Origin of the sequence: Blastococcus sp. TF02-8 (genome assembly GCF_003319175.1) — a bacterium.
Taxonomy (GTDB): Bacteria; Actinomycetota; Actinomycetes; order Mycobacteriales; family Geodermatophilaceae; genus Blastococcus.
Map to the genome: position 1 here is coordinate 299611 of NZ_QOHK01000002.1, position 13228 is coordinate 312838.

11 protein-coding genes are annotated in these 13228 nt (G+C 72.4%); 8 read left to right on the top strand and 3 right to left on the bottom strand.

Annotation, left to right across the window (positions count from 1 at the left end):
* Positions 1 to 95: 95 nt before the first annotated feature.
* The gene (gene dcd, locus DQ237_RS05540; RefSeq protein WP_113797980.1) at positions 96 to 683 is read left to right on the top strand and encodes a dCTP deaminase; all 588 of its coding nucleotides are present in this window, start codon (positions 96 to 98) and stop codon (positions 681 to 683) included.
* Here dcd and DQ237_RS05545 read toward each other — a convergent pair.
* The 3 genes from DQ237_RS05545 to DQ237_RS05555 form a co-directional block, all read right to left on the bottom strand.
* Positions 652 to 1983, bottom strand: coding sequence for an MFS transporter (locus DQ237_RS05545; RefSeq protein WP_240619432.1), 1332 nt, complete (start codon positions 1981 to 1983; stop codon positions 652 to 654). The genes dcd and DQ237_RS05545 overlap by 32 nt on opposite strands.
* Positions 1984 to 2033: 50 nt before the next feature.
* Positions 2034 to 2993 carry a DUF389 domain-containing protein gene (locus DQ237_RS05550; RefSeq protein WP_240619461.1) on the bottom strand — a complete coding sequence of 320 codons (960 nt, stop codon included), beginning with the start codon at positions 2991 to 2993 and terminating at the stop codon, positions 2034 to 2036.
* 80 nt (positions 2994 to 3073) lie between these two features.
* Positions 3074 to 5377 carry a (Fe-S)-binding protein gene (locus tag DQ237_RS05555; RefSeq protein ID WP_113797984.1) on the bottom strand — a complete coding sequence of 768 codons (2304 nt, stop codon included), beginning with the start codon at positions 5375 to 5377 and terminating at the stop codon, positions 3074 to 3076.
* A 765-nt stretch (positions 5378 to 6142) separates the two neighbouring features.
* Between DQ237_RS05555 and dnaK the strand changes: the two genes are divergently transcribed.
* From dnaK to DQ237_RS05595, 7 genes are all read left to right on the top strand, one after another.
* Complete coding sequence (gene dnaK / locus DQ237_RS05565) at positions 6143 to 8002, top strand: molecular chaperone DnaK (RefSeq protein ID WP_113797987.1); 1860 nt, start codon at positions 6143 to 6145, stop codon at positions 8000 to 8002.
* Positions 7999 to 8682, top strand: coding sequence for a nucleotide exchange factor GrpE (gene grpE, locus DQ237_RS05570; RefSeq protein ID WP_113797989.1), 684 nt, complete (start codon positions 7999 to 8001; stop codon positions 8680 to 8682). The genes dnaK and grpE overlap by 4 nt, the downstream gene beginning before the upstream one ends.
* A gap of 18 nt (positions 8683 to 8700) precedes the next feature.
* Positions 8701 to 9909 (top strand): molecular chaperone DnaJ, encoded by a 1209-nt coding sequence (gene dnaJ, locus DQ237_RS05575; protein WP_113797991.1) that lies wholly within the window; start codon positions 8701 to 8703, stop codon positions 9907 to 9909.
* A gap of 92 nt (positions 9910 to 10001) precedes the next feature.
* Positions 10002 to 10355, top strand: a complete 354-nt coding sequence (locus tag DQ237_RS05580) for a heat shock protein transcriptional repressor HspR (protein ID WP_369832200.1) — start codon at positions 10002 to 10004, stop codon at positions 10353 to 10355.
* Between the two features lie 11 nt (positions 10356 to 10366).
* Entirely contained in the window at positions 10367 to 10840 is a 474-nt protein-coding gene (locus DQ237_RS05585; RefSeq protein WP_113797993.1) for a MarR family winged helix-turn-helix transcriptional regulator, read from the top strand.
* Positions 10841 to 10940: 100 nt separating this feature from the next.
* On the top strand, positions 10941 to 11435 hold the full coding sequence (locus DQ237_RS05590; protein ID WP_113797995.1) for a MarR family winged helix-turn-helix transcriptional regulator: 495 nt from the start codon (positions 10941 to 10943) through the stop codon (positions 11433 to 11435).
* Positions 11436 to 11479: 44 nt separating this feature from the next.
* Positions 11480 to 13147 (top strand): DHA2 family efflux MFS transporter permease subunit, encoded by a 1668-nt coding sequence (locus tag DQ237_RS05595; protein ID WP_240619433.1) that lies wholly within the window; start codon positions 11480 to 11482, stop codon positions 13145 to 13147.
* The last annotated feature ends 81 nt before the right edge of the window (positions 13148 to 13228 follow it).

Consider the following 13228-nt stretch of genomic DNA (forward strand, 5'->3'; position numbering starts at 1 on the left):
TCTGGGTGGCAACGGCGCCGGTGACGAGCGGCTTGAGGGAGCCCGGCCGCATTCACCCGGAGGGAGGGGCCGGCGCGTTCCCTAGACTCCGCGCCATGCTGCTGAGCGACCGCGACATCACGGCCGCGATCGCCGAGGGACGCCTCGGCATCGACCCCTACGACCCGGCCCTGGTGCAGCCCTCGAGCATCGACGTCCGGCTGGACCGCTACTTCCGCGTGTTCAACAACAGCCGGTACACCCACATCGACCCGGCCGAGCAGCAGGACGACCTGACCACGCTGGTCGAGCCCGACGGCGACGAGCCGTTCGTGCTGCACCCGGGTGAGTTCGTGCTGGGCTCGACGCTGGAGGTCATCACCCTCCCCGACGACCTCGCCGCGCGGCTGGAGGGGAAGTCCTCGCTCGGGCGCCTCGGGCTGCTCACCCACTCGACCGCCGGCTTCGTCGACCCCGGGTTCTCCGGCCACATCACCCTGGAGCTGTCGAACGTGGCCAACCTGCCGATCACGCTGTGGCCCGGCATGAAGATCGGCCAGCTGTGCATGTTCCGGCTCACCAGCGCCGCGGAGCACCCGTACGGCTCGGCGGTCTACGGCTCCCGGTACCAGGACCAGCGCGGCCCGACGCCGTCGCGGTCCTACCGGAACTTCACCCGCGCGGAGACCCGCCGTCCCGGCTGACCGGTGAGCTGACCGGTGCCTCGGCGCCGGCCACCTCGATCTGGTCCTCCCGGGGCCCGGTAGCACCCACCGGCAGCAGGCCGGCGATCTCGTCGTCGACGAAGCGGTCCCGGGTGACCACCCGGCCCAGCACCCACAGCGCGGCGACGCCGGCGAGCAGCATCACGAACATGCCGTCGTACCCGCCGGTGGCCCCGCGCAGCACGCCCACGAGCAGCGGCCCGGCGCCGGCGATGAGGTACCCCCAGCCCTGGGTGACGGTGGAGAGCGCCGCCGTCGTCACCGGCGTGCGGGCCCGCAGCCCCAGGAGCGCCAGCACCATCGCGAAGGTCCCCAGCCCCAGGCCCAGCATCGTCATCCAGAGCCACGGCGCGGCCAGGGGCGCCGTCCAGAGGCCCACCCAGCCGATCACGTAGCAGCTCATGAAGAAGCAGAGCAGGGGCCACTGCAGGCGCGCCCGCCCGGTGAGCACCGGGACGACCCCGTTCACCGGGATGGCCACGACGGCGTTGACCCCGAGCAGCAGGCCGGCGGTGGCCGCGCTCAGCCCGGTGTCGCGCAGGTACTGCGCCGACCAGCCCACGATCACGTAGGCCTGCATCGCCTGCAGGCCGAAGAAGACGGTGAGGGCCAGCGCGAGCCTGCTGCGCAGCAGGGTGCGGAGCCGGACGGCGGTGTGCGTGGCACGGGACGCGCCGGGCGAGGGGCGCACCAGCAGCCAGGGGAGAGCCGCGACCAGGGCCAGCGCGGCCCAGACGCCGAGCGCCCAGCGCCACCCGCCCTCGCCGACGGCGTCGGCGATCGGCTGGGTGGCCACCGACGAGACGGCGGCGCCCACGCTCAACGCGGTGCTGTACGCCCCGACGAGCAGGCCGGTCCGGCCGGGGAAGTAGCGCTTCACGATGCCCGGGAGCAGCACGTTGCCCAGGGCGCCGCCGGTCATCGCCATGACGGTGCCGACGACGAACAGCGCGAACGAGCCGGCCACGCTGCGCAGCACCAGCCCGGCGGCCATCGCGAGCAGCGCACCGGCCAGCACGTGCGAGTCGCGGAAGCGAGCCGACAGCGGCGGCCCGGCGAACCCGAGGGCGGCGAAGCAGAGGACGGGGAGCGACGTGAGGAGCCCGGCGAGGCCGCTGGAGAGCCCGAGCCCCTGCTCGATCTCCTCGAGCACGGGGCCGATGCTGTTGACTGCCGTCCGGAGGTTCAGGCCCGTGAGCACGATCGCGACGGCGACGAGCGCCAGACCGCGGCCGGCGGTCCCGGCCGGTGCGGGAACGGAGGGGGCGCTGGAGCTCACCGGTCGATCGTCCTCCATGACCGGCGGCACACCGGCGGCGCCCCGGACCCTCAGGCGCGCACCCGCCGCAGCCGCTCGACCTTCGGGACGGTGCCCGGGATGCGGTGCCACACGGCCCGCTGCACGGCGAGGGTGGCCAGCGCCGCCACGAGGATGCCCGCCAGGTTGATGCCCAGCTGGGTGGCGGCCCGCAGCAGCTCCGGTCCGCCGCCGAGGGCCAGGGAGAGCGCCATGTCCGCCGCGGCGGGAACCGTGGTGACGGAGATGAACACCCCGACCAGGGCGCCGCTCTTGGCCGAGGTCAGGGAGAGCACGCCCGCGATCCCGGCCAGGACGGCCACGACCAACGACCACCGGTCCGGCGCGGTGATGAAGCCGGTCGCCGGCCGCTCGGCGTCGAGCAGCTCGGTGCCGAACCATCCCAGCCCGCGTCCGACCAGCACGACCAGCGTGGTCACGGCGATCGCCACGACGAAGCCGAGGACCAGCGAGATCGCGGCCTGGCGGGCGATGGAGGGGCGTCGGTGCAGGACGGACACCGCGAGCGCGGCCAGCGGCCCGAACTCGGGCCCGAGCACCATTGCGCCGATCACCAGGATCGCCGAGTCGTTGATGATCGCGATGGCGCCCAGCAGGGTGGCGATGGTGAGGAATGCCAGGTAGGACACCGACAGCGCGGAGTCGGCGTCGGTGGTGCGCACCACCTGCTCCCAGACGACGGCATCGGAGCCGTCGCCGGGCGCGCGGTCCTCGGCTCGGCGCGCGGCGGAGGAGACGGCGGCGTCGACGGTGACGAGCGCGATGCCGCCGTCGCGGTCGATGCCGAGGTCCCGCAGCGCGGCCACCAGGCCGTCGGCGGACTCGCGGGCGACGTCGGCCAGGACCAGGTCCCCGGCGGGGGAGAGCGCGGCGCCCGGCAGGACGGCGAGGTGGGCGGTGCCGGGGTCGTCGGTGAACAGGCTGCGCACCTGGGCGGTCCGGTCGGCGGGGACGGTGACCCGCAGCTGCATCAGCACGCGGCTGTTGTATCGCGGAACGACGACGGCGCGCGTCCCCGGGCCGGGGACGCGCGCCGTCGTGGTGCGGTGTATCAGGCGGTGGGGCCGTGCTCCGTGGCCGCGGAGCCCTCGCCGACCGGGTCGGCGTCGGGGGAGGTGCCGACGTCCGGGCCCTGCTCGGCGCCCTGGGCCGAGACCGCCACCGGCTGCATGGAGCGCAGCAGGATCTGGCTGACGTCGAGGACCTCGACGTGCTCGCCGGCCTCGCCGTTCTGCTTCTTGCTGGTGAGGGCGTCGCTCAGCATCGTGATGCAGAACGGGCAGGCGGTGGAGATCACGTCGGGATCGAGCTCGAGGGCCTCCTCGGTGCGCTCCATGTTGATCCGCTTGCCGATCTTCTCCTCCATCCACATGCGGGCACCGCCGGCGCCGCAGCAGAAGCCACGGTCCTTGCAGCGGTGCATCTCCTGCGTGGACAGGCCCTGGACGGAGTCGAGGATCTCCCGCGGGGGCGTGTAGACCTTGTTGTGCCGGCCCAGGAAGCACGGGTCGTGGTAGGTGACCTTGCGGTCGACCGGGGTGACCGGCACGAGCCGGCCCTCCTCCACGAGCTGGCCGAGCAGCTGGGTGTGGTGCACGACCTCGTACTCGCCGCCGACCTGCGGGTACTCCCGGCCGAGCGAGTTGAAGCAGTGCGGGCAGGTCGCCACGATCTTGCGGGTGCCGGGCACGCGGCCCTCGAAGACGCCGTTGAGGGTCTCGACGTTCTCCATGGCCAGCTGCTGGAACAGGAACTCGTTGCCCATGCGGCGGGCCGGGTCGCCGGAGCAGGTCTCGCCGTTGCCGAGGACGGCGAACTCGACGCCCGCGGTGTGCAGCAGCTCGGCGACGGCCTTGGTGACCTTCTTGGCGCGGTCGTCGACGGCGCCGGCGCAGCCGACCCAGAACAGGTACTCGACCTCGGCCGGCAGCGGGCCGTCGGCCATGCGGACCTCGAAGTCGAGCTCCTTGATCCAGTCCTCGCGGACGTTGCCGCCCATGCCCCACGGGTTCCCGCGCTTCTCGAGGTTGGTCATCATGACGCCGGCCTCGGACGGGAAGTTCGACTCGATGAGCACCTGGTAGCGGCGCATGTCGTCGATGTGGTCGATGTGCTCGATGTCCACCGGGCACTGCTCGACGCAGGCACCGCAGTTGGTGCAGCTCCAGAGGACGTCGGGGTCGATGACGCCGCCCTCCTCGAGGGTGCCGACCAGCGGGCGGTGGGCCTGCGCGTCGTTGGTGCCCTCGATGCGCGCGTAGCCGCTGGCCCACACCTGCTCGTCCGACGGCTTGAGCACGTCGTAGTCCGGCATCGTCTCCGAGGCCGTCTTCTCACCGAGGAGGTAGGGAGCCTTCGCGTAGAGGTGATCGCGAAGATCCATGATCACCATCTTCGGGCTGAGCGGCTTGCCCGTGTTCCACGCCGGGCACTGGCTCTGGCACCGACCGCGCTCCGTGCAGGTGGTGAAGTCGAGCATGCCCTTCCAGGTGAAGTCCTCGATCTTGCCGCGACCGAAGACGTCGTCCTCGCCCGGGTCCTCGAAGTCGATCGGCTTGCCGCCGGAGGTCATCGGCAGCAGCGGGCCGAGCGCCGGGGCACCGTCGGCGTTCCGCTTGGCGTAGATGTTCAGGAACGCGCTGAACCGGTGCCAGGCCACACCCATGTTCAGGATCCGGCTGATCACCACGAGCCAGGTGAGGCTGACGACGATCTTCACGAAGGCGACGACGGTCAGCAGGTCGGGGCTGTCGGGGAGCACGGTGGCCAGGGCCCCGGAGATCGGGTGCGACCAGGCCGGCGCGTCGGTGAGGTCCGAGGAGACCTTGAGCGCGCGGATCAGCAGGATGCAGATGCCGACGGTGGCGACGACGAACTCGACGAAGTAGCCGCGGCCCTCGTTCGACCCGGCGAAGCGGCTCTTGCGGCCCTGCCGGCGCGGGTGGTCCTTCTGGCGCCGGTAGATCAGGTACAGGATCCCGAGGATCGTGCCGGTGCCGATGATGTCGGCGAACAGGTTCCACAGGAACCACTCGCCGATCAGCGGCAGGTGGAACGCCGGGTTCCAGACCTCGCCGAAGGCCTCGACCAGCGTGAGGAACAGGCCGTAGAAGCCCATGAAGACGAACCAGTGGGCCGCGCCGATGCTCGACCACTTGAGCATCCGGGTGTGGCCCAGCGACTCGACGAGCGTCGTCTTCAACCGGGTCTTGACCGGTCCCCAACGGGTCCCGTCGGGCTGGCCGGTCCGGATGATGCGGACCATCGCGCGGACGGCCCGGTAGGCCATCACCGAGGCCACGATCAGGAACAGGACGCTGATCGTCCCGAGGACGATCTGCAGCGGGCCCGTCATGTTTTCCCCTCCCGTACGCCAGACGGCGTCGGCTGACTCCCGTCGGCCACGTGGGGCGACGAGGCTGTGTGTGGTGCGCGGGCCGATCGCGCGGCTCGGGAGCCGGGCGTGCGGATCGCGTGCGGGCACCGCTGCCCGCACTGGTGCGCACGATAGCGGGCGCGCCAGGAGGCTACTCGCGGGTAACCACTGCGCGCCGCCGCCGTGCCGCCCGTCCCCGCCGGGCGCCCCGCCGCCGCGGCGCTCAGGCCCTCCTGGTGCGACCTCGCGCACGGGGAGTCGCGGTGGACCGGCGGCCGACGGCGCCGGGGTGGGCCGGACGCGCGCAGCAGTGCCGCCTCGACGGTCGGCCGGCGGCTGCCGAGGTCGGCGTCGGCGATCCGCAGCACGCCGATGCCGAGCGCGCGCAGCTCGTCCTCCCGGCGCTTCTCCTCCCGGAGGCACCCGGCCGGGGTCACGCCACGGATCGGTGTGCTCCACCTCGCCGTCGAGCTCCACCTCGCCGTCGAGCTCCGCGGCGACGGCGGCGTCGCCGAACCACGCGTCGACGACGGCGGCCGGGCGGGCCCCGGTGGAGATCCCCACCCAGGGCGGGAGGAGAAAGTTGAGTCGACCTTGCGCACCCCGGGAACATCGTCGCGGGAGCGGCCGTTACGGTGGACAGGAAAGTTGAGCGAACCCCGCGCAAGGTGGATCCCGAGCGCGGCGGCCGCCCAGCTGCCACGAACCAGCACCACCCCCGCACACGGAAGAGAGGCCACCTCCATGGCTCGAGCGGTCGGTATCGACCTCGGCACCACGAACTCCGTCGTCACCGTCCTCGAGGGCGGTGAGCCGACGGTCATCGCGAACTCCGAGGGCTCGCGCACCACGCCGTCGGTCGTCGCCTTCGCCAAGAACGGCGAGGTCCTCGTCGGCCAGTCGGCCAAGAACCAGGCGGTCACCAACGTCGACCGCACCATCCGGTCGGTGAAGCGCCACATGGGCACGACGTGGACCACCGACGAGATCGACGGCAAGAAGTACACCGCGCAGGAGATCTCCGCCCGCATCCTGCAGAAGCTGAAGCGGGACGCCGAGACCTACCTGGGCGAGCCGGTCACCGACGCCGTCATCACCGTGCCGGCCTACTTCGAGGACGCGCAGCGCCAGGCCACCAAGGAGGCCGGTGAGATCGCGGGCCTCAACGTCCTGCGCATCGTCAACGAGCCGACCGCGGCCGCGCTGGCCTACGGCCTGGACAAGGGCGAGACCGAGCAGACGATCCTCGTGTTCGACCTCGGTGGCGGCACCTTCGACGTCTCCCTGCTGGAGATCGGGGACGGCGTCATCGAGGTGAAGGCCACCGCCGGTGACAACCACCTCGGTGGTGACGACTGGGACCAGAAGGTCATGGACCACCTGGTCAAGACCTTCAACGCATCCAACGGCATCGACCTGTCCAAGGACAAGCTGGCCATGCAGCGCCTCCGCGAGGCCGCCGAGAAGGCCAAGATCGAGCTGTCCGGCGCCCAGTCGACCAACATCAACCTGCCCTACATCACCGCCGGTGCCGAGGGCCCGCTGCACCTCGACGTCACGATCACCCGCGCCGAGTTCCAGCGGATGACGCAGGACCTGCTCGACCGCACCCGCGCACCGTTCAACCAGGCGATCCGCGACGCCGGCATCTCCGTCGGCCAGATCGACCACGTCGTGCTCGTCGGTGGCTCGACCCGCATGCCGGCCGTGTCCGACCTGGTGCGCGAGCTCACCGGGGGCAAGGAGCCCAACAAGGGCGTCAACCCCGACGAGGTCGTGGCCATCGGTGCCGCGCTGCAGGCTGGTGTGCTCCGCGGTGAGGTCAAGGACGTCCTGCTCCTCGACGTCACCCCGCTGTCCCTGGGCATCGAGACCAAGGGCGGGATCATGACCAAGCTCATCGAGCGCAACACCACGATCCCGACCAAGCGCAGCGAGATCTTCACGACGGCCGACGACAACCAGCCGTCCGTGCAGATCCAGGTGTTCCAGGGCGAGCGCGAGATGGCCGCCTACAACAAGAAGCTCGGCATGTTCGAGCTGACCGGTCTGCCCCCGGCGCCCCGCGGCGTCCCGCAGATCGAGGTCGCCTTCGACATCGACGCCAACGGCATCGTGCACGTGTCGGCCAAGGACCTCGGCACGGGCAAGGAGCAGTCGATGACCATCACCGGCGGCTCGGCCCTCCCGAAGGACGACATCGAGCGGATGATGAAGGACGCCGAGGCGCACGCCGAGGAGGACAAGAAGCGTCGCGACGAGGCGGAGACCCGCAACCTGGCGGAGTCGCTGCAGTACCAGACCGAGAAGTTCCTGGCCGAGAACGGCGACAAGATCCCGGCCGAGAAGAAGGACGAGCTCGGCGAGGCGCTGACCGAGCTGCGCAGCGCTCTGGGCGGTTCCGACATCGCCGCCATCAAGGCCGCGCAGGAGAAGGTGGCCCGCGTGTCCCAGGAGGTCGGCGGGGCGCTCTACGCGCAGCAGGCCGAGGCCGCCGGCGCGGGTGCGCCGGGAGCCGAGGGCGGCGACCAGGGTGCGGCGCCGGCCGGTGACGACGACGTCGTCGACGCCGAGATCGTCGACGAGGACACCGACCGCCGATGACGGACCGGGACGAGCAGCCGCGGGTCGTCATCCGCGACAAGCGGCGGATCGACCCGACCAGTGGTGAGGTCCGTGCGCCGGCCGGCGAGCAGCCGGCCGGCGCACGGCCCGGTCCCGACCTCCCAGGGGAGCACATGAGCGAGAACGAGACGCCGGTCGACGAGATGCCGGCGGCCCAGCCCACCAGCGGTGACGGCGGCGACCTGAGCCAGCAGCTGGCCGAGCGCACCGAGGACCTGCAGCGGGTCACCGCCGAGTACGCCAACTACCGGCGGCGGGTCGACCGCGACCGGTCGCTGGTGGTCGACCAGGCGGCCGAGCGGTTCGCCGCGCAGCTGTTCCCGATCGTCGACGACATCGAGCGGGCGCGGGACCACGGCGACCTGACCGGTGCCTTCAAGACCGTGGGCGACCGGATCCTCGGTCTGCTCGACGGGCTCGGCGTGGAGGCCTTCGGCGCGGCGGGTGACGAGTTCGACCCGTCGCTGCACGAGGCGGTCATGCACGACACCTCCGCGGACGTGTCGGTCCCGACGGCGACCACGGTGCTCCGGCAGGGTTTCCGCCGCGGGGACCGCGTCCTGCGCACCGCGATGGTCGCGGTGACCGAGCCGGAGAACCCGGCACCCGCCGCCGCGCAGCCCGCCGGCGACGAGGCCGGCACGCCGGCGTCCGACTGATTCCGGGAGGGGGCGTCGATGAGCACCCGTGACTTCATCGAGAAGGACTACTACGGCGCGCTCGGCGTCCCCCAGGACGCCGACGCCGCCGCGATCAAGAAGGCCTACCGCAAGCTGGCCCAGGAGCTGCACCCGGACAAGAACCCGGGCAACACCGAGGCAGAGGCCCGCTTCAAGGAGGTCTCCGAGGCCTACGACGTGCTCTCCGACCAGAAGCGGCGCGGTGAGTACGACGAGGCGCGACGGCTGTTCGGCGCCGGGGGTGCCGGCGCCCGTGCCGGCTTCCCCGGAGGCTTCCCGGGGGCCGGCGGTCAGGCCTTCGACCTCGGCGACCTCTTCGGCGCCGCCGGGGCCGGCTCCCGCGGTGCGGGGGCCGGCGCCGGTGGGCTGGGGGACATCCTGGGCGGGCTGTTCGGCGGCGCCGGCGGCGGTGCCCGGGCCCGCAGCCAGGCCGCGTCGGGCCCGGCCCGGGGGCAGGACGTCGAGACCGAGGCGACCCTCTCCTTCGAGGAGGCGGTCCTCGGGGTGACGGTGCCCCTGCGCATGCAGAGCCCGGGGAGCTGTCCGACCTGTGCCGGCAGCGGTGCCAAGCCCGGGACCAGCCCGCACACCTGTCCGGTGTGCCAGGGCGCCGGTGTCACCAGCCGCAGCCAGGGGGCGTTCGCCTTCTCCGAGCCGTGCCGCAACTGCCGCGGCAGCGGTCAGGTGGTCGACGACCCCTGCCCGACGTGCTCCGGCAGCGGCATCACCACCCAGACCCGCACGATCACCGTCCGGATCCCCGCCGGGGTCAAGGACGGGCAGCGGATCCGGCTGCCGGGCAAGGGGGCGCCGGGACGTCGCGGTGGGCCGGCCGGTGACCTCTTCGTCGTCGTCCACGTCGCCGAGCACCCGTTGTTCGGGCGCAAGGGCGAGGACCTGCTCCTGACCGTGCCGATCACGTTCGCCGAGGCCGCGCTGGGCACGACGCTGACCGTTCCCACCCTCGACGGCAGCGTCTCCCTCAAGGTGCCGGCCGGCACGTCCGGCGGTCGCACCCTGCGGGTGCGCGGCCGCGGCGTGCCGGGCAAGGGGCGGACGGGTGACCTGCTCGTGACGGTGGAGGTGGCCGTTCCCGTGCGCCTGACGCCGGCCCAGCGCAAGGTCATCGAGTCGCTGGCCGAGGAGATGGACGAGGACCCGCGTCCGGAGATCACCGCGGCGGTGAAGGGCGGGGCCGAGCGGTGAGCCACCCGCTGGACCCGGCCTCCGACGCCTCGCGCGCCGTGGCGGAGGACGCGCCCGTGTTCGTCATCTCGGTGGCCGCCGAGCTGGCCGGGATGCACGCGCAGACGCTGCGTCAGTACGACCGGCTCGGACTGGTGAGCCCGGGGCGGACCGCCGGTGGCGGCCGGCGGTACAGCCCGCGGGACGTCGCTCTGCTGCGTGAGGTGCAGCGCCTCTCGCAGGAGGACGGCGTCAACCTCGCGGGGATCAAGCGGATCATCGACCTCGAGTCGCAGGTCGAGGCGCTGCAGGCGCGCGTGCACGAGCTGCTCGACGAGCTCCAGCACTCGGAGAACCGCCGGATGGCGGCCGAGGCCGCGGTCCCGGCGGCCTACCGCGCAGACCTCGTGCCGCTGCGCCGGTCCAGCCAGGCCCTCGTGGTCTGGCGGCCGGGCGCCGGCCGGTGAATGCTCTGCCGGTGGACGCGCACGACGCATACGTGGCCCTGGAGCGGGAGATCGGCCTCTTGCTCCGCCGCTCCCGGGCGATCTCGACCCGGCTGGCCCGCGAGCTGCACCCCGACCTCGACGGTGCGGCCTACGGGTTGCTGGCCCTGCTCCAGGACGCCGGGCCGCTGCGGGCCAGCGACCTGGTGACCCGGCTGGGTCTGGACAAGAGCACTGTCAGCCGGCAGATCTCGAGCCTGGTGGACCTGGGCCTGGTCGACCGCTCGGCCGATCCCGACGACGGGCGGGCGCAGGTGCTGACCCCCTCGCGCGAGGGCACGGCACGGCTCAGCCGGATCCGGGACGCGCGGCGCGCCCGCTGGGAGGACGACCTCTCCGGGTGGGCCACCGACGACGTCGCCACGCTGGCGGCGCTGCTCGGCCGGCTGAACCGGCTGGGCGAGGCCCGCGAGACCGAGGCCGTGGAGGAGTCCACCGTCTCCTGATCCGAGTGACCGGCGACACGGCGGTCGGCCGTTGCAGACCACAACCATTCAAGAGTATGGTTGCGGTCTGCAAGTTCTTGATCGTCCGTGAGGAACCCGCATGTCACTCAGCCCGGAGACCCGGGAGCGCCTGACGGTGAGCATCGCCCAGCTCGTACGGAGCGGGCGTCACATCAGCTCCCGGGTGGCGAACCAGCTGCACGGCGACCTGCCGTCCTACGGCTGGCCGTTGCTGCTCCCGCTCGAGCACGACGGTGCACTGCGCTGCAGCGCCCTGGCCGTGCGTGCCGGCGTCGACGTCTCGGTCGCCAGCCGCCAGGTGGCCGCGCTCGAGCGCGCCGGGTACCTGCAGCGGCGTCCCGACCCGGCCGACGGGCGGGCCAGCCTGCTCCAGATCACGCCCCGCGGCCACGAGGCCCTCGCCGCGTCCCGCGCACTGCGCTCGGAGTGGACGGGCACGGCCCTGGCGGAGTGGGACGACGAGGACGCGCTCCGCCTGGCCGACCTGATCGACCGCCTGCTCACCGACATCGAGCGCACCGCGCCCACGCCGGCGTCCCCCGAGGCCGGCACGGCCCAGGCGGTGGCCGGATGACCGACCACGCCGCACCCACCTCAGCACCAGCCGTCAGGAGTTCCATGAGCACCGCCACCACGCCCGTCCCCGAGGCGCCCGTCGAGCAACAGGGCAAGATGACGCACCGCCAGGTGCTGGAAGCCCTCTCCGGCATGTTGCTGGCGATGTTCGTCGCGTTCCTGTCCGGGACCGTCGTCTCCAACGCCCTGCCGACGATCATCACCGACCTGCGGGGAACGCAGAACCAGTACACCTGGATCGTCACCGCGACCCTGCTGGCGTCGACCGCGACGACCCCGATCTGGGGCAAGCTCGCCGACCTGTTCAGCAAGAAGCTGCTGATCCAGCTGTCGATCGTCGTCTTCATCGTCGGCTCGATGGCGGCCGGCCTCTCGCAGTCCGTGGAGACGCTGATCGCCTGGCGTGCGGTGCAGGGTCTGGGCCTGGGCGGTCTGCAGGCGCTGGTCCAGATCGCGATCGCCGCGATGATCAGCCCGCGCGAGCGAGGGCGCTACGCCGGTCTGATGGGCGCGGTCATGGCCGTCGCCACCGTGGGCGGCCCGCTGCTCGGCGGGGTCCTGGTCGACACCAGCTGGCTCGGCTGGCGCTGGTGCTTCTACGTGGGTGTGCCGTTCGCCGCGGTCGCGCTGGTGCTGCTGCAGCGCACCCTGCACCTGCCGGTCACCCGCCGCGAGGTCCGCATCGACTACCTCGGCGCCACGTTCCTGACCGCGGGCGTCACCGCTCTGCTGGTCTGGGTCACGCTGGCCGGGTCGAGCTTCGACTGGGCCTCCTCGGAGACGGCGATCTTCCTCACCGGTGCCGCCGTGGCGATCGTGGCCTTCCTGGTCACCGAGACCCGCGCCGCGGAGCCGATCGTCCCGCTCCGGCTGTTCCGCGACCGCACCACCACCCTGGCGGTCATCGCCAGCATCGCCGTCGGCATCGCGATGTTCGGTTCCTCGGTGTTCCTCGGTCAGTACCTGCAGATCTCCCGCGGCTACTCGCCGACCGAGGCCGGCCTGCTCACCATCCCGATGGTCGGTGGCCTGCTCGTCTCCTCGACGGTCTCCGGGCTGCTGATCACCAAGTACGGCCGGTGGAAGGGCTACCTCGTAGGTGGCTCGGTCCTCGTGGTCGCCGGCTTCGCCATGCTGTCGACGATCGACCACGAGACCAACATGGTGCTGCTGTGCGCCTTCCTGTTCGTCCTGGGGGTCGGCATCGGCATGACGATGCAGAACCTCGTGCTCGCGGTGCAGAACACCGTCGCCGCGACCGACCTGGGTGCGGCGAGCTCGGCGGTGGCCTTCTTCCGCAGCCTCGGCGGCACCATCGGCGTCTCGGTGCTCGGGGCCGTGCTGAGCAACCACGTCGCGGACCTGATCCGCGCCGGGCTGGCGAAGATCCCGGGAGCGGCCGAGGCGGCTGCCGCCGGGGGTGGCGACGTCGGGCTGGCGAACCTCGCCGACGCCCCCGCGCCGATCCGCGTGCTGATCGCCGCGTCCTACGGCGATGCGACCGGGCGGATCTTCCTCATCTCCGCCGTGCTCGCCGTCGTCGCTCTCGTGGCGGTCCTCTTCATCCGCGAGGTCGCCCTGCGCACCGACAGCGGGGACGAGCGCGCGGCGGCCGAGCGGTCCGGGCGGCAGCCGGTCGTCGACGCCCAGGCGGGGGCCCCGGTCGTGGCCGAGGGGGCGGTGACCCCGGCCGGGACCGCGGCTCGCTGAGCATCGGTCGCACGGACGCCGGACGGCCCGTCTCCCCGAGGGGAGGCGGGCCGTCGTCGTGCGTGCGCCCCGAGCGGGGCG